19 protein-coding genes and 1 pseudogene are annotated in these 18,424 nt (G+C 67.5%); 6 read left to right on the top strand and 14 right to left on the bottom strand.

Features of this window, described 5'->3' with window-relative positions:
- Positions 1-207: 207 nt before the first annotated feature.
- Entirely contained in the window at positions 208-1,299 is a 1,092-nt protein-coding gene (locus AB0M22_RS28645; RefSeq protein WP_223884950.1) for a hypothetical protein, read from the bottom strand.
- A gap of 126 nt (positions 1,300-1,425) precedes the next feature.
- Between AB0M22_RS28645 and AB0M22_RS28640 the strand changes: the two genes are divergently transcribed.
- On the top strand, positions 1,426-2,235 hold the full coding sequence (locus AB0M22_RS28640; protein WP_364733215.1) for a DUF2470 domain-containing protein: 810 nt from the start codon (positions 1,426-1,428) through the stop codon (positions 2,233-2,235).
- Here AB0M22_RS28640 and AB0M22_RS28635 read toward each other — a convergent pair.
- Together AB0M22_RS28635 and AB0M22_RS28630 are read right to left on the bottom strand one after the other, a co-directional pair.
- Complete coding sequence (locus AB0M22_RS28635) at positions 2,223-2,609, bottom strand: VOC family protein (protein ID WP_364733212.1); 387 nt, start codon at positions 2,607-2,609, stop codon at positions 2,223-2,225. The two genes, AB0M22_RS28640 and AB0M22_RS28635, sit on opposite strands and share 13 nt — an antisense overlap.
- Positions 2,610-2,886: 277 nt before the next feature.
- The gene (locus AB0M22_RS28630; RefSeq protein WP_364733210.1) at positions 2,887-3,522 is read right to left on the bottom strand and encodes a helix-turn-helix domain-containing protein; all 636 of its coding nucleotides are present in this window, start codon (positions 3,520-3,522) and stop codon (positions 2,887-2,889) included.
- 482 nt (positions 3,523-4,004) lie between these two features.
- Between AB0M22_RS28630 and AB0M22_RS28625 the strand changes: the two genes are divergently transcribed.
- Genes AB0M22_RS28625 through AB0M22_RS28615 form a run of 3 tightly spaced genes read left to right on the top strand, consistent with a single transcriptional unit; the run spans position 4,005 to position 6,818 of the window.
- A complete protein-coding gene (locus AB0M22_RS28625; protein ID WP_364733208.1) occupies positions 4,005-4,508 on the top strand; it encodes a VOC family protein in 504 nt (167 codons plus the stop codon).
- Complete coding sequence (locus AB0M22_RS28620; RefSeq protein WP_364733206.1) at positions 4,499-5,941, top strand: FAD-binding protein; 1,443 nt, start codon at positions 4,499-4,501, stop codon at positions 5,939-5,941. The genes AB0M22_RS28625 and AB0M22_RS28620 overlap by 10 nt, the downstream gene beginning before the upstream one ends.
- Position 5,942: 1 nt before the next feature.
- On the top strand, positions 5,943-6,818 hold the full coding sequence (locus AB0M22_RS28615) for a TIGR03619 family F420-dependent LLM class oxidoreductase (protein ID WP_364733203.1): 876 nt from the start codon (positions 5,943-5,945) through the stop codon (positions 6,816-6,818).
- A gap of 268 nt (positions 6,819-7,086) precedes the next feature.
- Here AB0M22_RS28615 and AB0M22_RS28610 read toward each other — a convergent pair whose 3' ends face one another.
- The 7 genes and pseudogenes from AB0M22_RS28610 to AB0M22_RS28580 form a co-directional block, all read right to left on the bottom strand.
- A complete protein-coding gene (locus AB0M22_RS28610; RefSeq protein ID WP_364733201.1) occupies positions 7,087-8,034 on the bottom strand; it encodes a fructosamine kinase family protein in 948 nt (315 codons plus the stop codon).
- Positions 8,031-8,804, bottom strand: a complete 774-nt coding sequence (locus tag AB0M22_RS28605; protein ID WP_364733198.1) for a helix-turn-helix transcriptional regulator — start codon at positions 8,802-8,804, stop codon at positions 8,031-8,033. Before AB0M22_RS28605 ends, AB0M22_RS28610 begins: the two co-directional genes overlap by 4 nt.
- Before the next feature lie 345 nt (positions 8,805-9,149).
- A pseudogene (locus AB0M22_RS28600) lies at positions 9,150-10,223 on the bottom strand (molybdopterin-dependent oxidoreductase); the annotation flags it as partial.
- Positions 10,224-11,702: 1,479 nt separating this feature from the next.
- Complete coding sequence (locus AB0M22_RS28595; RefSeq protein WP_364733195.1) at positions 11,703-12,428, bottom strand: anti-sigma factor; 726 nt, start codon at positions 12,426-12,428, stop codon at positions 11,703-11,705.
- Entirely contained in the window at positions 12,425-13,090 is a 666-nt protein-coding gene (sigK, locus tag AB0M22_RS28590) for an ECF RNA polymerase sigma factor SigK (protein ID WP_364733192.1), read from the bottom strand. The genes AB0M22_RS28595 and sigK overlap by 4 nt, the downstream gene beginning before the upstream one ends.
- Before the next feature lie 115 nt (positions 13,091-13,205).
- Entirely contained in the window at positions 13,206-13,838 is a 633-nt protein-coding gene (locus AB0M22_RS28585) for a fasciclin domain-containing protein (RefSeq protein WP_364733190.1), read from the bottom strand.
- Positions 13,839-13,969: 131 nt separating this feature from the next.
- Positions 13,970-14,164 carry a hypothetical protein gene (locus tag AB0M22_RS28580; protein ID WP_150401444.1) on the bottom strand — a complete coding sequence of 65 codons (195 nt, stop codon included), beginning with the start codon at positions 14,162-14,164 and terminating at the stop codon, positions 13,970-13,972.
- A gap of 155 nt (positions 14,165-14,319) precedes the next feature.
- Here AB0M22_RS28580 and AB0M22_RS28575 point away from each other — a divergent pair, with 155 nt between their 5' ends.
- Complete coding sequence (locus AB0M22_RS28575; protein ID WP_364733187.1) at positions 14,320-15,123, top strand: thioesterase family protein; 804 nt, start codon at positions 14,320-14,322, stop codon at positions 15,121-15,123.
- A gap of 19 nt (positions 15,124-15,142) precedes the next feature.
- Here AB0M22_RS28575 and AB0M22_RS28570 read toward each other — a convergent pair whose 3' ends face one another.
- Positions 15,143-15,769: a hypothetical protein gene (locus tag AB0M22_RS28570; protein WP_364733184.1), complete on the bottom strand. Its 627-nt coding sequence runs from the start codon at positions 15,767-15,769 to the stop codon at positions 15,143-15,145.
- A 381-nt stretch (positions 15,770-16,150) separates the two neighbouring features.
- Here AB0M22_RS28570 and AB0M22_RS28565 point away from each other — a divergent pair, with 381 nt between their 5' ends.
- Positions 16,151-16,333, top strand: coding sequence for a hypothetical protein (locus AB0M22_RS28565; RefSeq protein ID WP_364733181.1), 183 nt, complete (start codon positions 16,151-16,153; stop codon positions 16,331-16,333).
- A 97-nt stretch (positions 16,334-16,430) separates the two neighbouring features.
- Here AB0M22_RS28565 and AB0M22_RS28560 read toward each other — a convergent pair whose 3' ends face one another.
- From AB0M22_RS28560 to AB0M22_RS28550, 3 genes are read right to left on the bottom strand one after another with little or no spacing between them, the layout of a single operon-like run.
- Positions 16,431-16,958, bottom strand: a complete 528-nt coding sequence (locus AB0M22_RS28560) for a hypothetical protein (protein ID WP_364733179.1) — start codon at positions 16,956-16,958, stop codon at positions 16,431-16,433.
- On the bottom strand, positions 16,958-17,401 hold the full coding sequence (locus AB0M22_RS28555; RefSeq protein WP_364733177.1) for an ABA4-like family protein: 444 nt from the start codon (positions 17,399-17,401) through the stop codon (positions 16,958-16,960). Before AB0M22_RS28555 ends, AB0M22_RS28560 begins: the two co-directional genes overlap by 1 nt.
- Positions 17,398-18,369 carry a hypothetical protein gene (locus tag AB0M22_RS28550; RefSeq protein WP_364733175.1) on the bottom strand — a complete coding sequence of 324 codons (972 nt, stop codon included), beginning with the start codon at positions 18,367-18,369 and terminating at the stop codon, positions 17,398-17,400. The genes AB0M22_RS28555 and AB0M22_RS28550 overlap by 4 nt, the downstream gene beginning before the upstream one ends.
- Between the last annotated feature and the right edge of the window lie 55 nt (positions 18,370-18,424).

The following is an 18,424-nucleotide window of genomic DNA, read 5'->3' as shown; positions in this document are numbered from 1 at the left end:
GTAGACGCGAGGCCGTCGGTCCGTGTCCCAGAGCGCGGGCAGGACTGAGGACTCCCCCGCGTGTCGTCACACCCATGTCCCGTTCGGTGGATGCCGTCCATCTATGGGCTCGCGGTCGACGTGAGAGGGGCGACCGACGCGGACGCCCTGGCCTCGTTGTCGAGGCCAGGCCGGTGGTGTTCCGTACAGCGGGCGAGCCCGCTGGGTTCAGAGGAGGTGTTCGGGGTCGGCGTCGGCTTCCAGTCGGACGTCGGCGGTGAAGAGGGTTTCCACGTCGGGGTCGTCGGTGTGGGCTGCGTAGAGGAGGAGGCAGCCGCGGATGCCGTCTAGGAGGTCTTCGAGGAGGTCGAGGGCGGGGCGGGAGGGGTCGAGGCGGCTGATGCGGAAGCCGGCGAGCATGGCTTCGCGGGTGTCGGCGTCGACCTCGAATTTGCGGGCCTGCTCTTCGATTTCGGCGACGCGGCCGACTACGGCCCACGGGGCGGGGACGCGGCCTTCGTGGACGGCCATGGCTTCGGCGATCAGGTCGACGACTACTTCGGTGGGGCTCTCCCCCGCGTCCAGGCGTTCCAGGACCAGGGTGGGTGTTTCGACCTGGAGGGCTTCGATGTCGTCGGCTTCCACGACCACGTCGGTGCAGGGCACGCCGGCCATTTCGCCCGCTACTTCGGCGGCGGCGAGCAGCCAGTGCGCGGCGGCGACGGAGGCCGAGGCGGGGTCGAGTTCGGTGAACAGTTCGATGGAGCCGAGCGGGTCGGCGCGTAAGAGGTCGTCGGCGGCTTGTACCTGGGCCGGTGAGACGTCGGGGCGCGACATTTCGACGGCTTGGCGGGCGCGTCCGGATAGGTCGCCGCGTTCGGCGGATTCGATGGCGGCTTGTTCGTTGCTGACCTCGGCGGCGATGGTGTCGCGCAGGGTGAGGTCGTCGATGTCGTAGAGGGTGCGGCCGACGCGGTGCGCGGATTCGACGACGCCGCTGTAGGAGACGACGAGTCCTTCTTCGGAGGGCAGGTTGGGGCTGCGGATCCCGGCCTCGACCTCTTTGAAGTTGCGGCGTTCTTCGGCGCGGCGCCAGGCCTCGCTGTTGGGGATGTCGGGGTCGCCGGCCGCGCTGGCCGGATGGGTGTAGGTGCGCCAGTGGAACCGCGACAGCGTGGTCAGGTTCGACGCCAGATTTGTTGCCTGATCATGGGTTACCGTCCGGGGCAGGGTGGCAACCGCTTGGGCGAGGTCACCACGTCCGGTCGCCCAGATGGCGACGATCACGTTGTGGTCGGCGTCGAATGCGTATCGGGTCACCCGGCAAGTCTGGTCTATCCGGGCGCGATCCGCGCGGTCAATCCGATCCATTGGCCGCACTACGCATGCCGAGCCGGGGAAAGGGCCGCTGGCGACTTGTCGGTGGGACAGGAGAAGATAGACGGCATGACCCTCGACCACGGTGACCCCGGCGACGCTCCCTCCATCCCGCAGCCGACCGCGCCGGTGGCGAATCCGGCCCGTCCGTCGGCCGCCGAGGAGGCGAGAACCGTTGCCGCCGCGACGAATACGGCGACGTTGGCGAGTTTGAGCGAGGACGGGACGCCGTGGGCGTCGCTGGTGACGTACGGGTTGCTGGACGGGCAGCCGGTGCTGTGTGTCTCCAGGATGGCCGAGCACGGTCGTAACCTGGCCGGCGATCAGCGGGCCAGTCTCGCGATCGTGGCGCCGGACGCGCCCGCGGATCCGCTGGCGGGGACGAGGATCACACTGGCCGGTGTGGTGGAGCGGCCGGTGGGCGCCGAGGCCGATGCGGCGCGCGAGGCGCATCTGGCGGCGGTGCCCGCGGCGAAGTTCTATGTCGACTACAGCGATTTCTCGGTGTGGGTGCTGCGGGTGCGCCGGGTTCGGTGGGTCGGCGGGTACGGGCGGATGGATTCGGCGACCGCGGAGCAGTACGCCGAGGTGGCGCCGGATCCGATCGTGCCGGTCGCGGCGAGTGCGATCGTGCATCTCAACGACGATCACGCGCCGGCGTTGCTGGCGATGGCGCAGGGGTTGGGCGGGTATCCGGACGCGACCGAGGCGAGCTGCGAGCGCGCGGACCGGTATGGGCTAGACCTACGGGTGGTGACGCCGCGCGGGGTGGCGCGGACCCGGGTGGGTTACGCGGAGCCGATCGGCGCGATCGATGAGTTACGTGCCGCGACAGTCGAATTGGCGCGGCGGGCGCGCGGGATGAATCAGACTTCGTAGAGTTCCAGCGGCAGGTCGTCGGGGTCGAAGAAGAACGCCATGCGTTTCCCGGTGACCTCGTCGGTGCGCAGTTCCTCGGTGCGGACCCCCTTGGCGGCCAGTTCGTCGAGGGTGGCGGCGACGTCGCGGACGGCGAACGCCAAGTGCCGCAGCCCTGCCGCCTCCGGCCAGCTCGCGCGGTTCGGGGGCTCGGGGAAGGAGAACAGTTCGATCCGGCTCCCGCCTGGGATGGCCAGATCGAGCTTGTACGAGCGGCGGGCCGACCGGTAATGCTCGGCGATCACGGCGAGGCCGAGGGTCTCGGTGTAGAACCGCTTGGACCGCACATAGTCGGTCGCGATGATGGCTACGTGATGAATGCCTAGGAGTTCCACTAAGCGACCGTATCGCAGCGGCAGGGTCACTCCGGACAACCGAGCTGTTGCGTGTGCGACAGATGGTGCGAACGCGGGCCCGGCGCGCCGAACCGGTGAGGGTCGCGCACCCGCACATCTCCTGATTTCCCGCATACCGAATCGCATGCGATTACGTGTGCGGGAAATCAGGACGTATGCGGCGGGACGTCCTGCCCGTACTCGATGGGGTCGAGGGCGGGGTCGCCGCGGTCCGCGCGAGGATCGCCGGGTGATATCGGGCAGGTCACCTCGGTCGTCAGCGACGGGTGTTGGGCTTGGTGTCGCGGGTGGGCACGGTGAGCATGGCGACGATCATGTCGGTGATTTCGGCGGCGTCGTCGGGGTGGGGTTTGCGGACGCCTGCTTCGAGGGTGCGTTCGTAGTCGGCGATGAGGGCGAACATGACTGTGGCCATGGTTTCGAGGCGTTGGCGGCGCCTGCGCTGGGTGAGTTGCGGGAGGGCGGCGGCTAGGCGGGTGGCGATGATGCGCACGGCGGCGCGGTCGGTGCCGGCGAGGCGGCGGGGGTCGGCGACCACGGGGTGGGCACGCACGACTTCCAGGAAGCGGCCGTAGTGGGTGACGTCGTCCTGGGTGATGAGTCCGAGGATCGGTGCGGCGAGCATCGTGACGAGGGTGTTGATCTCGTGTGCGGTGCCGTCGGCCTCGTGGGTGGCGAGTAGGTGCATGCGGCGTTCTTCGAGCCAGTTCATCCGGCGGTCGACGATGGCTTCGATCAGGCCGTGGCGGGAGTCGAAGTAGTAGTGCACCGCGGAGTTGTTGCGGTGACCGGCGGCCGCGGCGATCTCCCGCAGCGGGACCTCGACCCCGCGTTCGGCGATGAGGCGCTCCCCCGCGTCGAGCAGGGACGCGCGCGAATCGGCGATCAGCATAGGTGGACTGTACTAAACCCTGGCCTTGACTGGGTTAAGCACACGTGTTTAGTTGAAGAAGTGGGAAGCGAGCGGGTGCGAGCGAGGATCGGCGCGGAATGCTGCCGAAACCTTGCGGCACAAGGCGATCCCGCGACCGGCAATGCCGAATATCCGAGTGGGGCACGATCGCAGGCCGATGCTGCGGGGCGCACCTGGGCCGGCGTTGCACAGGCCCGCACGCTCACCGCTGATCCCCGTCCAAGTCGAATCGGCCACGCCAACGCTTCTCTGCGCATGCGGGCGGGTGGCGACGATCGCCGACGGCATCGCGTGGATACGTCGGCATCCCGGAGCCGTAGTAGCTCACGTGGCCTGTTCCGTGCGGGATCCGGTGTCGTGCCGCGGGCATCGGCAATCCGCGATCCGGCCGACTTTCCTGTCGTGTCGGCGTCTATCGGAGAAGCCCTCCGGAGCTACTTCCGCAGAAGGGCGTCTACCCGATGATCGCGCACGGGCCGATCTTCCAGCTGTGCTGGGTGGTGCGGGATATGGCGGCTGCGCAGCGGCAGTTCAGTGAGCGGTACGGGGTGGCGAAATGGTTCACGATTCCGGACGTGCGCTTCGGGCCGGAGTTGTGTGAATTGCATGGTGCGCCAGCTGATTACACGATCACGGTGGGTCTCGGATACGCGGGCGGGCAGCAATTGGAACTGATCGAACCGCGGGGTGGGGTCAGTTTGTACAGCGAGCATCTCGACCGGGTCGGGCCTGGGTTGCATCATGCGGCGTGGGTGCCGACGGACTTCGACAGTGCGCTCGACGAGGCGCAGGCGGCGGGGATCGAGGTGCTGGCGCGAGGGAAGTTCGACGGTGTCGGGATGGAGTTCGCGTATCTCGATGGTGGGCCGATCGGGTCGTGCTTCGAGCTGATGCGCCTGTCCGAGGACATGAAGGCGATGTTCGACGCGATGATTCCGGAGGGGTTCGCGAATCCATGGCAGTAGGAACCGAAGTTCCGTGGCTCGCGCCGCAGCCGACCCGGTGGGACGACACCGCGGACGTCGTGGTCGTCGGTTTCGGCATCGCCGGTGCTTGCGCGGCGATCGGCGCGGCCGAGGCAGGCGCGAACGTACTGATCCTGGAGCGCACCGGCGCAGCGGGCGGAGCATCGGCGTTGGCGGCGGGGCATTTCTATCTCGGTGGCGGCACCCCGGTGCAACAGGCCACCGGACACGAGGACAGCTCGGCCGCCATGCGCGACTACCTGACCGCCGTTTCACCTGACCCTGATCACCTGAAGGTCGACGCCTACTGCGTGGGCAGTGTCGCGCACTTCGCGTGGCTGGAGTCGCAAGGGCTGACCTTCGAGCGGTCGTTCTATCCCGGCAAGGCGGTGGTGCAGCCGGGAACCGAGGGGTTGATGTGGACCGGGAACGAGAAGGTCTCCCCTTATCTGGACCAAGCACGCCCAGCCCCGCGGGGACACAAGGTGAATGCGCCGGCGGAGCGCGGCGGTCACGAGGTGATGCGGGTACTCACCGAGCGGGTACGTGAGCTGGGCATCCGGGTCCGCTACGAGACCGAGGTCGATCAGCTTGTCGCCGACGGAGATCACATAGTCGGAGCGCGCTGGCCCGGCGGCGCGGCCTCGGGTGCGGTGGTGCTGGCCGCGGGTGGCTTCGTGATGAATCCCGGCATGCTCGCCGCCCACACCCGGCTCGCACAGCATTTCCTGCCGCTGGGCGTCCCGACCGACGACGGTCTCGGCATCCGGCTAGGCCAGTCCGCAGGCGCGGCGACCGCGCACATGGACGGCGCGTTCCTGACCGCCTCGTTCTATCCGCCCGACACCCTGCTGCACGGCATCATCGTCAACAAGGCAGGCCAACGATTCGTCGCCGAGGACTCCTACCACGGGCGGACCGCGGGAGCGGTTGTCGCGCAACCGGATTCGACCGCCTACCTGATCGTCGACAGTAAACACATGGCCTGGCCGGAGCTGCCGATGGTGAAGTTCATCGACGGCTGGGAGACGGTCGCGCTGATGGAGGCCGCACTCGATATCCCGGTCGGCGCGCTCCAGGAGACCCTCGCCAACTACAACGTCGCCGCGGCCGACGAGCACGACCCCGAGCTCGGCAAGCATCCGGACTGGATCACCCCGCTGACCCAAGGTCCTTGGGGCGCTTTCGATTTGACCCCGGGCACGGCAACCTACGTCGGCTTCACCCTCGGCGGACTCAGCACCACCGTCGACGGCGAGGTGCTCCGGACCGACGGATCGACCATCGAGGGGCTATACGCCGCCGGCGCCTGCGCGTCCAATATCGCGCAGGACACCGGCGGCTATTCGAGTGGAACCTGTCTCGGTGAGGGCTCGTTCTTCGGGCGCCGCGCCGGGGCGCACGCGGCGCTACGGCGCCAGGAAGGCGACTGATATGCGCTTCACCTATGCCGAGACCATGACCGACCCGTCGTACTACGTGCCCTTGGCACGTGCCGCCGAGGAAGCCGGGTACACGTCCATGGCGGTCGCCGACAGCATCGCCTATCCGCGCGACTCCGACGCCAAGTACCCGTACACCCCCGACGGGAACCGGGAGTTCCTCGAGGACAAGCCGTTCATCGAGGCGTTCGTCCTCAGCGCGGCGATGGCGGCGGCGACCACGACGCTGCGGTTCACGCCGTTCGTACTGAAATTGCCGATCCGTCCGCCTGTCCTGGTCGCCAAGCAGACCGCGTCGGTGGCGGCGTTGAGCGGCAATCGGTTCGGGCTCGGAGTCGGGATCAGTCCGTGGCCCGACGACTTCGAGATCATGGACGTGCCGTTCGAGAAGCGGGGCGCGCGAATGGACGAGTGCATCGACATCGTGCGCGGGCTGACCGCCGGTGGGTACTTCGAGTTCCACGGCGAGTTCTACGACATTCCGCCGATCAAGATAAGTCCGGTGTCGACCGAGCCGGTGCCGATCCTCATCGGCGGGCACAGCAAGCCCGCGTTGCGACGAGCGGCGCAGCGCGGGGACGGGTGGATGCACGCGGGCGGCGACGGGGCCGAACTCGACAAGCTACTGGTCGAATTGGATGCGATGCGCGCCGAATACGGAACCCGGAAGGACTTCGAAGTCCACGTGATCTCCCTCGACGGATTCACCGTCGACGGCATCAAACGACTCGAAGACAAAGGGGTCACCGACGTCATCGTCGGCTTCCGCCTCCCTTACACCCTCGAACAGGACACCGAACCTCTCGACACCAAAATCGCCAACCTGTCCCGGTTCGCCGAGAAAGTCATGTCGCGCGTCGAGAGCTGAGCGTCACCAACGGCACATCCCGGTGAGCACTACCCGAAACGCCCACCGTGCCCCGAAACGCCCACCGTGCGCCGTTGATCGTGAACCAGCCGCCGTACCCCTCGCCGAACGGGGCATGGCAGCGGAATACTCCAAGTAACCGCTCCACCGTGTCCCGCTCGCCGGTGGGTTTGCAGTCGAACGGGACGTAGTGGTGGCGACACGCTGGTGGGCGCTTCGTCATGTCCCGTTGGGCAAGCGGGCTAGTTCACCAGGTTGGGCGAGCGGGCTAGTTCGCTAGGGCGGCCTTGGCGGCGGTGAGGGTTTGGGCGCGGTAGGTGGGGCCGAAGAGGACTACGTGGATGAGTAGGTGGTGGAGTTGGTGGAGGGGGATGCGGGTGTGCCAGCCGTCGGCCAGGGGGTGGGTTTCGTTGTAGGTGGCGCGGATTCGGTCCAGGTGGGGGGCGCCGAAGAGGGTGAGCATGGCGAGGTCGGTTTCGCGGTGGCCGGCGTGGGCGGCGGGGTCGATGAGGAGGGCGCGGTCGGGGGTCCAGAGGATGTTGCCGGACCAGAGGTCGCCGTGGATGCGGGCGGGTGGTTCTGGTGGGCCGGCGAGGGTGTCGATGCGGTCGATTACTTGTTCCAGCAGGTGGATTCCGTCGCGGCCGAGGTGGGGTGCGGCTTGCGGCAGGTAGGGGGCGAGGCGGCGTTCGGCGTACCACTGCGCCCAGGGACCCGGCGTCAGCGTGTTGTCCAAGGGAAGTTCGGCGATCCAGCCGTCCCACGGTGCACCGAACTCGTCAGGTGAATTCGCGTGCAGCGCAGCCAGTTCCCGGCCGAAGCGCTCGGCTGCGGCGGGTGTCGCGCCGACATCGTCGAACCAAGGCAGCACGATCATCCGGTCATCCGCGCCCAGCACTTGGGGCAGCGGCGCTGCCGGATTGACAGCAGGCCTACCTATCGGATTGCGCGAGCCCCTAGCCTCCGGGTCGACAGCAAGCCCGCCTTGCGGATCGCGCGAGCCCCTGCGTTCATCAGGTGCACCCGTCGCGAGCCAACGCAGACCGGCAGCTTCTGCGGCGAAGACCGTGGTCGGCTCGGCGGATGCCTTGACGAAGACTCGGCGGCCGTCGGCCAGGGTGGCGCGGTGCAGTGTCCATGCGTGACTGGCCCCGAGGTCGGTGACGGCGTGGACGGGTGTGCCCAGGAGTGCGCCGAGGTGGTCGGCGACGGTCATGGGGTCGTGAGGCGCTTCATGGTGTCTTCGTCGGCGGGGAAGAACGATTCGATGGCGAGTTCGGCGACGGTGACGTTCATAGGGGTGCCGAAGACGGTGGTGACGCTGATGAAGGACAGTTCGTGGCCGTCGCGCAGCAGACGGAGCGGGACGACGGACTGATCTGGTTCGGGTAGCGCCGGGTCGATTTCGTCGCCGGGATAGGCGCGCAGTTCGTCGCGCAGTTCGATCAGGTCGGGTGAGCCGGTGACCTCGATCTGGCGGGACAGGCGGGCGAACACGTGGCCGCGCCATTCCGCGAGGTTCACGATCTGCCCTGCCATGCCGTCGGGGTGCAGGCTCAACCGCAGCGCGTTCACCGGCGGGGTCAGCAGGGCGGGATCGATGTCGGCGAGCAGCAGCGCGACACCGCTGTTCGCGTCGATCATGGTCCAGCTCTGGTCGATGGCGAGCGCGGGATACGGCTGGTGGCCGACGAGGATCTGCCGCATCGTCCGGCGGATCGCGTCCATCGCGGGAGTGTCGAGCGACGGTTCCGCGTAGGCAGGCGCATACCCCGCGGCGAGCAACAACCGATTACGTTCGCGCAGTGGGATTTCCAGATGCTCGCTCAAATGGAACAGCATTGTCCGGCTCGGCGTCGCACGCCCGGTCTCGATGAAACTCAGATGCCGGGCCGACGTCTCCGCCCGCCCCGCCAATTCCAGCTGACTGAGCCTGCGCTCGAGCCGCCAATGTCGCAGCAGATCACCCGCCGTTTGCGTACTCACTCCCCGATCCTACGAACAACGCAGCAGCACGACGATTACCTCACAGGTAATGGTCGGCCGCGCAGCATCGCCATCGTCGGCACCCAACAGCCCCCGACGCGCCAGGTGAGTAACGCCTCGGATCCCACCGACTCCAGCGTTGGATCCCACCGACTCGATAGGAACCCCGGCGGCGTCCACCGGGGATCGCGGCCTCGCTGCCGCTTTTCGGAGTGGCGGTCGGGGCGGCACGCCGATCCGGACGGCACCATCTTGACGCGAAGGCGCTCTACGTCACCGCGGAGGAGTCAGCGGGCTCGACCGGATGCTCGGCGGCGTGGTCGTGAGTGCGGCGGGTCGATTTGGTCAGCTGACGGTGATGACGCGGTTGTGCCAGCCGGTGGAGCCGTCGGGGAAGGGTGGGGTGCGGCGGTCGGTTTGGGTGGCGCCGGTGCGGTCGGTGGCGCGGACGCGGAGGGTGTGGGGGCCGGGGGTGGCGGTCCAGCGCCAGGTCCATTGGCGCCAGGTGTCGGTGGAGTATTCGTCGGCGAGGGTGGCTGGTTGCCAGGGTTGGTCGTCGACTTGGATTTCGACGGTGTCGATGCCGCGGTGCTGCGCCCAGGCGACACCGGCGACCGTGACCTCGCCGGCGGGAATGGTGGCGAAGGCGGCGGGGACGTCGATGCGGGAGGCGGTTTTGATGAGAGCCTGTGCGCCCCAACCACGTTCGGTCCAGTAGGCCTTGGCGCGGTCGAAGCGGGTGAGTTCGAGGTCGATCACCCATTTGGTGGCGGACACGTAGCCGTAGAGTCCGGGCACGATCAGTCGCGCGGGGTAGCCGTGGGCGATCGGTAGCGGTTCGCCGTTCATGCCGATCGCCAGCAGGGCGTCGCGGCCGTCGGTGACCGCGGAAACCGGTGTGCCCGCCGTGAATCCGTCGATGCTGCGGGACAGGAGCATGTCGGATTCGGGGCGCACACCTACCTCGGCGAGCAGGTCCGCCAGGGGGTAGCCCGTCCAGACCGCGGTACCCGCCAAGTCGCCGCCGACCTCGTTGGACACGCAGGTCATGGTGATCAACCGCTCGACCGGCACCCGGCGCCGCAACTGGTCGAAATCCAATTCGATTGGCCGATCGACCATTCCGTGAATCCGCAACCGCCAGTCGCCGCTCGTCAACGCGGGAAGTTGCAGTGCCGTGTCGACTCGATAGAAGCGATCGTTGGGCGTGACGAACTCGGACAGACCCGGAACCGCCGGCCGCACACCAGGTCCGGCGACCGGCGCGGGCACAGCCGCCCGCGGGACAACGAACCCGGCCCGATCGGCCACCACGTCATGCAACCGCGCGCCGATCCACTTCCCCGCAACGGCCGCACCCGCCGCCAAGGCACCAACTCCCACTGCCATCGCCAGAAACCCACGGCGCGAAGCACTTTCGCCAGGCGAGCGCGACGCACCTGTTCCCTCGTGGTCCAGACGCCGGGAGTCATCGAGCCCGCCCTGCACCACCGGAACACGACCCCCGGGGCTGGCCCCCTCCATCACATTGTGGGCCCCGACGAGCTTGCCATTCGCCGCCGCGCCCCCGTTCGCTACGGATCCGACGCCTGCTGCCGTGCCAGAGCCCGTCTCGAGCCCGCCGCTCGCTGTTCGTCCGACACCATCACCGTTCGCTACCTCGCGCGTTCGCGCCCCCTCGCTGCCGAGTGCAGCCGACGACGATCCGCTCGGTGTGCCGGAGCCTGGCGTTCCGGCCCCGGCGTCACGACTCGAGGGCGGTCCGGCACTCGGCGGCGAGCCTGCCGGTACTACGCCGGCCCCGGGGCTCGAGGACGGCTTTGCGGGGCCCTCCGGTCCCGACCCACCCGCCGAACCTGCATCCCCAGATGCCGCCGAATCAGCGGACTGCTGCTGTTCGCCCTCCGATCGCGACCCACCCGCCGAGCCCCCGTCGCCGGACGCCGCCGAACCATCCGACGCCGCCTCGACACCTTCAGCAGACGACAACTCGGCAGCATGCCGGCCTCCCCTGAGCCCAGGGTCGTCACCTGCGTCCGTTCCGGTCGGTGCGGCGGAGTGTCGTTCGGTACGCCACCACCTAGTACCGCCCGACTCCGAGTTACGCCGCACCGCATGATCGCGGCCAACCGGCGCAGAGTGCCGTCCACTACCTGGTTCCCGGTCGTCGGGTCGGGCTTCAGAATCGCCGTCCGACTTCGGCGCCTGCCGTCCAGCACTCGGCTCACGCTTGTCGCCCACCTCCGGACTACCCCGTCTACCGACACTCGAGACCGAGACCGTCGGCGTCGGTCCGCTAGCCTGCGGCACCCCGTTCGATGCCCGAGCGCTGTCGGAGGTCGATTCCACCGATGCCGCCGACTCGGCACTGAGCCGACGATCACCATCCGGGATCTGCCGGATGAGCACTCGCATCACCACAACCCCGGCGATCACGCCGACAATCGCCGGTACCGCGAACCATGGTGTGGCCGTTGGGCGTTGCAACGCGGCCTCGACAACGACACCGCCCAGCAGAACCAGCAGCACACTACCCAGCGGACGCCGCCGCTCGACAATGCCCAGGATCGCCGCGAAGACAATCATCACCGCGCCCATCGATGCGAACAACGCCAGCTTGTCGTTGCTCCCGAATCGACGAATCGCTGCATCCTTCAACGCATGTGGCGTATGGTCGACTACCGCGGCACCCATCGCATAGAACGGTGAGGCAGCCGGATCGATCACCGCGGCAACCAGATGACCGACGCCGAGCACCGTCAGCGCGGCCAAGACCCCCGTCAACGCAGCGGCGGCCAGGTTGATCACCCGTTTCGGGCGTGTTTGTGCCACAACATGTTTCATCGCAGATTCCCTATCGTTGGGATGGAAGCTGCGACGCGTGCGAGGCAGCTGGGGTCAGGTGAGGTTGACGCTCGCGATCACGCCACCCGTAGGCGTCGGAGAACCGGCAACCGGCTCGACCGTGATGGCCAACGTGTCCACCGCATCGAAGCGAGTCACCATCGCCGGACCGGAGGCAGGCAGCTCGGTCATCACCGCCGCAGAACGCGCGGTTCCACCGAGCGGAATCAACCAGACCTGATACGAGTGATCCGCTGGCGGAGCCGACACCGACTCGAAACTCACTGTGGCGGCAGCGATTCGAGCCGAAGTGCGCACGGTGAGCGTGCCGCCGCCCGCGACCGGAACCGACTTCACCATCACATCGGGCTGCTCGAGCACCAGCTGCGCGGTGAGCCCGGTCGGACCCGAATCGGTGGAGCGATACACGACCACCCCGACGCCGGCTCCGATCGCCACCACAACGGCAACCGCCGCGGCCAGCCACCGCATCCGCTCGAACCTGTTGCGGGACTTACCCGTTCCCCCGGTCGCCTCGTCGAGGGCCCGCAACAACGTCATCTCCAATGTGGCCGGCGGCGCGGTCGCATCCAGCACGGTGAGCGCGGCCAACGTCTCCCGCACACCGGAAACAATGGCGGCGAAGGCATTCGCGGTATCCTGATCGGCATCGCGCAACCGATGTTCGATGGTGCGGCGCTCGAGCTCGGCGACCGCGTCCATCGCGTACGGGTAGGCCAGGTCGAGCAGGTCCGTGCCGGGCCGCTCGGGGTCGGTCATCGGGTATCACTTCCTGTCAGGCAGTTCTCGAGCCGCTTCAATCCGTCCCGGATCCGGGTCTTGATGGTGGGCAACGGGACCTCGAGGTGGTCGGCGACCTCGCTGTAGGTGCGGCCGCTGTAATACGCCAGCGCGACCGCCTCCCGCTGGATCGCAGTCAACGTCTCGAGACAGTCGAGCACCGACTGCTCGTCGAGCAGCTGCCCGACCTCCTCGGCGACGACATCGTGATCACGGCCCAAATTGGCTTGGCCGTAAGCGATGTCGCGGCTGGCGGCGGACTGCTCGCGGCGCACCCGGTCCACCGCCCGCCGGTGGGTCAGCATCATCAGCCAACCCATCGGACTGGACAGCTTCCGGTCATACCCCGACGCCAGCGACCAGGCTTGCAGATACACCTCCTGGGTGATCTCCTCGGCCGCCGCGTGACCGCGCAGAATACGCAGCGCCAAGCCGAACACCCGGTGACTGGTCGCCCGATAGAACTCGGTGAAGGCATCTCGATCGCCGCCCGCGATCGAATCGAGTAGTTCGACCAGCCGCCGCGACCGCGCGGCCTCCTCCGGATCCAGGCCGGTCGAGCACGACGGCGTCACCGGCGGTCCGCCCTCGCCGCTGTTGCGGCGCAGGCGGATCGCGGCGAGCTTCGGCTCATTCGGCATGCTCACCTCCGCATCGATCGCTGACAGGGACGGATCTGGAATGGATCTGCGGCAGCAACACGGCGAGCACGACTCCTGAAGGGGAAGGACCATTCCGAACTACGGTGTGGCGAGGTTACGCGGCCGGCGGCATCAGCACGGTATCGATCATGTATACCGTCGCATTTGCCGTCTTCACGCCACCGCAGATCACCGAAGCATTACCCACTTTGATGTCATCTCCACTGCGGGTGACCGTCACGTTCGCGCCTTCGACGGTCTTGTGCGAGCCCGCGATCTTGTCCGGGGTGACCTGGCCCGGCACTACGTGATAGGTCAGGATCTTGGTGAGCGTGGCCGAGTCGGTCTTCAACGACTCCACCGTGGCCGGATCGATCTTCGCGAACGCCGCGTCGACCGGCGCGAACACGGTGAACTGACCACCGTTGAGCGTGTCGACCAAATTCACCTGCGGATTGAGCTGCCCCGACACCGCGGCGACCAACGTGGTCAGCAGCGGGTTGTGCGAGGCCGCCGTGGCGACCGGATCCATCGCCATGCCGCTGACCGAGCCGGCGCCGGTCGGCACCTGCTGAGCGTAGGCCTTGCAGCCGGAACCGACCAGATCACCCGACGCGGCGGCCGAGGTGGTCATCGCCGCGGACGCGGAGGGGGCCGCGGTCTTGTCGTCGGACTTGTTGTCGCTCGAACAAGCCGAGGCACCCACCAACGCGGTCAGCACCATCGCCGCCACGACCGAACGTCGCATACCAGTCATTGTTGTCTTTCGCTTCCGTCGATACGGCTCGAAGCCGTGCTGGGGATTGGACGGAACGGAATTCGCCTGGATCGCCGGGCCGGATGGGTCGAATTCGGGACGAGTTTTCCGGTGGTCCACAGCTAACGGACAGCGCGCGGATCGAGCACCATCGACCCGGACTGCACGAGGATGCCGCGGGCGCGCCTGCGGACCCGGCAGGTGTCGACCGAACAGTCCAGGTGGATCTGCATCGCTCGATGCGCGCGAGCCGCGGACATCGGACCGGGATCCACCCGGCAATCAGCGATATCGGTGTTCATGGCAAATGTCTGCATCTGTCTCCCTTTCGCCGGGGCGCTCGTGAGCGCACATCCAATAGCCGTACCGGTAGTTCGCGCTGCAACCAGCAACGGACTGGCTAGCTTTTGCGGAACGGGACACGGCCGGATGCGCGCTCGCTCATGTCCCGTTCGGCAGGCAAGATCGTGGGATGACTACTACGGCAGGTTTCGTGTTCGACAGCGATACGGCCAGCGAACGGGTCGGGGAGCACGAGTTCGCGCTCACTCTGTCGGACCGGTGGACCACCTTCATCAGCACAACGAATGGAGGGTATCTGCTGGCTACCTGTTTACAGGCGCTGCGCCACGAGTTCCCGCACCCCGATTTACTTTCCGCCTCCGCGCATTTCCTGCGACCGGGCAGTCCCGGGCCGGCGCGGATCACCACCGAGATGGTGCGGGTCGGGCGGCGCACCGCGACCGGGCAGGCGAGCATGCTGCGCGACGACAAGGAAATCCTGCGGGTACTGGCCACATTCACCGATCTGGGGGCGGCCGAAGGGCCCACGCTGGTCAACGGCAAACCGCCGGCGTTGCCCGCGCCGGAGGACTGTGTCGATCCGTTCGCCGAGTATCCGCGGCAGCGGCCCACGATCTCCGAGCGGACCGAGACGCGGATGGCGGAGGTGCCCGGGTTCTGGCGGGGCAGTCCCGGCGGTGCCACCTGTGTCGAGTTCTGGATGCGACTGGCGGATGGGCGGGAGGCAGATCCGATCGCGCTGGCGTTTCTGGTCGACGCGGTTGCGCCGGTGGTGTTCGATCTCGGGATTCCGGGGTCGTCGACCATCGAACTCACCGTGCATATCCGGAACCGGCCTGCTCCGGGGTGGTTGGCGTGTCGGGTGACGACCAATTATCTGATGGACGGGTTTCACGAGGAAGACTTCGAGATCTGGGACAGCGCAGGGACTTTGGTTGCGCAGTCGCGGCAGTTGGCGATCGTTTCGACGTAAAGGCGGTCAGGCGCACCGATCACGTCGGGGGTGCGATCTTGACAATCGAGACCGCGCCCGGTGCGGCGGTGACCGTGACGAACTGGCGGTAGGTGCGCACGGCGGCGTCGGGGCGGATCTCGGTGATCACCACGTCGAAGCGCCCGTCGGCCATCGGGGTGATGATCACGCAGTGCTGGGTGCCGGCCGGGACGGATTTGATGCCCGCGTTGATTACGTCGACCGGCGGCACGGTCGCGTCGGTCGTGGTGACCGCGCGGGCGTCGGCGCCCGACCTGGCGACGTAGTAGGCGTACTGAAAGGCCAGGATGACGTCCGGGCCCGAGCTGGTCGAGCCGGTTCCGTTGCCGCGCACCAACTGTTCGCTTCTGGTCGGCTGGCAGCCGGGGCCGCCGCCGAGGACCGGATCGGAGTAGGTGGCCGACTGTCGCGGAGTGCTCGCCGACGCCGTGTACACCATGACCACCGCCACCGCGGCCACCGATCCGACCACCGCGGCCGACCCCACCAGCCACGGCCGGTTCCGGCGTTGCGCATGCCAGGGTTGCGGGCGCGGCGGCGGAATCATCCCCGGCCACAACGGAACCGCCTTGCGCCGCCCGCGGTGCGCGGCGGAACTCCCCCCGGAAACGTTGGACGACGACATAGTTCCGCCGCACCCCCTTAACCGGTGCCTACTCAGCGCTGCGAGACACCCCTCAATGCCGTTGCGCAGTAACAACATTGCACACCTTGGGCGGGCATGCTGGTCGAATGAGAGACAGACCGGAGCGCCGGTTTCGGTGAGCTGCGTCGATTGCCGGCAGTTGGTGGGTGGCAAACGTCCGGCAGATGGGTTGCAGCTATCGCGCCAACGGCCGGCGTCCTCGGCGGTGATGGCCTTCCCTACCCGCTCACTCCCCGCCAGTGCGTCGATACGCTCCGAGTGGGACTCGGTGGTGGCAACGGTCGGGTAACTGCTCGGTGGCGTCCTGTTCGGTGCCCGACTTACGGGGCGAGGGAACTTCGTGATTCCAGGAGGTGGCGGATGCAGGTCGCAGTGTGTGGGCCGCGGGAGTGCAGTGAGTTCGAGAGTGAGCGGGCACGACTGGTCGGTCGGCTATTGGCGGAGGCCGGGGCGACTGTGTTGTGTGGTGGAGGCACCGGCGTGATGGCCGCGGTGGCCGAAGGAGCGTCCGACGCGGTCGCCCGCGCACTTGCGGGCGTCTGACGGAGAGAAAGACGCCCCGTCAGCGAGGAACGACAGGTCGCGCTCGCATCGAAGAGCAGGACGGATCGGCACGCGGCACGGACAGGAGTGCCGCCGTCTATCCGACCTTCAGGGACTCTGTTGTCGTGCGCGCCTTTTCGGGCTTCGCGCCAACTGCCGTTGAAGTGGCAGCCAACAGGGCGACCCCGATGTACAGAATCTGTTCGGGGATTCGTACCCACAGTGGGGTGGCCGGGGTGCCGTGGAACGGGATCGCGGACAAAGCCGCGTAGATGTTGGCTGGGATCAGCAGGACGAACAGGGCGCTGAGGCTGAGGCCGGACCAGCGGCGAGTTCGGGTGCGGAGGAGTCCGGCGGCGCCGGCCAGCTCGAGCAGTCCGGTCGCGTAGACCATCAGACCGGGGAACGGCACGAAGGGCGGGACCATCGCGACGAAGTCGGCGTGGGTGGGTATCGGGGTGTCGGTGAAGGCGGCGGGGATGAAATGGGTTGTGCCCGTGATGATCAGCATCAGCGCCAGGGCGTAGGCGGCGCAGGTCGGCCAGGGGGTGAAGCGGCGAGCGCCGAGGGTGCCGGCGAGGCGCAGGCCGAACAGGACGACGACGAGAAGGATGAGGGTCTCCATTACGCCTCCGCGGGTACGCGATCCGGGCGAGGTGCGCGCACGGATCGGATGAGCAGGTAGATGAGGACGCCGAGCGGTGCGAGCAGGATCGTGAACACCAGTAGTGGGCTGATCAGCAGTGGGTGGATCGCGCGGGTGCGGCTGTCCAAGTAGATCCATCGTCCGAGGAACAGATCGAATCCGATGAAATGCGCCCAGCCGGCGGCAGCGCCCGCGCTGGTACCGAGCAGGGCTTGCACGGCGGGCAGGTTCAGGCTCGTCACGGCGGACCAGACGGTCGCGAAATCCGGTAGGACCAGGATCGCGTAGATCAGCAGCGGCGGCACGCAGATCAGCGGCGAGGCGACGATCGTTTGGGTTATGCGCCAACGTGGGGCGAGGATCATCAGTGCCCAGAAGGGGGCGGCGACCAGGAACGTGAGGTCGAACAGTCGGCTTGTCATCGGGCGCCGCCGATCGCGACCGGTGCCGCGAATGTCAGGCGGGCACGCAGAACCAGCACCACGGAAACCGTTGCGGCAAGGGCGATTCCACCAAGTGCGAGCCCGGTCTGCGAATCGGGATGCACCACGGACTGTCCACGCAACGCCTGCCAGGTCAAGACCGCGAGCAGTGCGCCGTAGGTCGCGGTGACGACCAGGCTGATCGCGCGACGCTTCTGCACAGAGCCCAATACCGGGAATCGGCGCGCAGCTAACTCCAACGCGATCAACACAAGCGGAATCACCTGCAGCGCATGCATTCCCAAGAAGTGCGGGACGCGTAGATCGCCGCCTACGGTACTCCAGCCGAGGATCGGCAGACCCGGACCGCCATCTGCGAGCCCAACGGTGTGCGCACCGATAATCATACTGTCGCTTGCCATTTGAGCCGAAGTCGGCGACGTCATCAGCATCCCCAAGGCCGCGCCGATCACCGAGAGGACCGCGCCGGCCCGGATCGCGGACGTGCGGGCCCGGTCCGCTGTCGGATTGAGGAACAGCGCAGCGGCCACCAGCACCGTGGCCGTCCAGACGCCGATGATGCTGGCGCCCATCGTGTTCCACAGCGCGGCATTGAGCGGCGTGGTGAAGTTGAAGTGACTCGTCGTGCCTCGCGCGATCTGAACGACGATGATGACCAGCTCCACACCGAGCCCGACAGCGGCCACCGTCCCCGCCCACCAGGCGAAGCGACGCCAGCGGGTCAGCTGGGCGATCAACCAGGCCCAGGTCACGGCGTAGATCAGCGTGGAGAGCGCGAATTTCACCGACTTCGCCCAGATGGGCAGGCCGGTCAGCACACGGTCGTCGACGATCATCCCGCCGATCGACACGACAACCAGGATCGCCATCGCGATGGCGAGCAACAGCAGCGGGCGATGCCACTGCGTGACGGGTGGTCCGGCCAACGGCCGGTGGGTCGCGGTCATGGTTCAGCCTTCGCGAGTTGGTACAGCAACTATCGATAGTTGTACTATCGGTAGC

Source organism: Nocardia sp. NPDC051756 (assembly GCF_040681495.1).
In the GTDB taxonomy this organism is placed as follows: Bacteria; Actinomycetota; Actinomycetes; order Mycobacteriales; family Mycobacteriaceae; genus Nocardia.
This window is presented reverse-complemented; position numbering and strand designations above follow the sequence as displayed.

Coding starts and splice junctions, on each gene's coding strand:
- AB0M22_RS28640 (WP_364733215.1), top strand. CDS start 1,426: ATGACCCTCGACCACGGTGACCCCGGCGACGCTCCCTCCATCCCGCAG.
- AB0M22_RS28630 (WP_364733210.1), bottom strand. CDS start 3,522: ATGCTGATCGCCGATTCGCGCGCGTCCCTGCTCGACGCGGGGGAGCGC.
- AB0M22_RS28625 (WP_364733208.1), top strand. CDS start 4,005: ATGATCGCGCACGGGCCGATCTTCCAGCTGTGCTGGGTGGTGCGGGAT.
- AB0M22_RS28620 (WP_364733206.1), top strand. CDS start 4,499: ATGGCAGTAGGAACCGAAGTTCCGTGGCTCGCGCCGCAGCCGACCCGG.
- AB0M22_RS28615 (WP_364733203.1), top strand. CDS start 5,943: ATGCGCTTCACCTATGCCGAGACCATGACCGACCCGTCGTACTACGTG.
- AB0M22_RS28610 (WP_364733201.1), bottom strand. CDS start 8,034: ATGACCGTCGCCGACCACCTCGGCGCACTCCTGGGCACACCCGTCCAC.
- AB0M22_RS28595 (WP_364733195.1), bottom strand. CDS start 12,428: ATGACCGACCCCGAGCGGCCCGGCACGGACCTGCTCGACCTGGCCTAC.
- sigK (WP_364733192.1), bottom strand. CDS start 13,090: ATGCCGAATGAGCCGAAGCTCGCCGCGATCCGCCTGCGCCGCAACAGC.
- AB0M22_RS28585 (WP_364733190.1), bottom strand. CDS start 13,838: ATGCGACGTTCGGTCGTGGCGGCGATGGTGCTGACCGCGTTGGTGGGT.
- AB0M22_RS28580 (WP_150401444.1), bottom strand. CDS start 14,164: ATGCAGACATTTGCCATGAACACCGATATCGCTGATTGCCGGGTGGAT.
- AB0M22_RS28575 (WP_364733187.1), top strand. CDS start 14,320: ATGACTACTACGGCAGGTTTCGTGTTCGACAGCGATACGGCCAGCGAA.
- AB0M22_RS28570 (WP_364733184.1), bottom strand. CDS start 15,769: ATGTCGTCGTCCAACGTTTCCGGGGGGAGTTCCGCCGCGCACCGCGGG.
- AB0M22_RS28565 (WP_364733181.1), top strand. CDS start 16,151: ATGCAGGTCGCAGTGTGTGGGCCGCGGGAGTGCAGTGAGTTCGAGAGT.
- AB0M22_RS28560 (WP_364733179.1), bottom strand. CDS start 16,958: ATGGAGACCCTCATCCTTCTCGTCGTCGTCCTGTTCGGCCTGCGCCTC.
- AB0M22_RS28555 (WP_364733177.1), bottom strand. CDS start 17,401: ATGACAAGCCGACTGTTCGACCTCACGTTCCTGGTCGCCGCCCCCTTC.
- AB0M22_RS28550 (WP_364733175.1), bottom strand. CDS start 18,369: ATGACCGCGACCCACCGGCCGTTGGCCGGACCACCCGTCACGCAGTGG.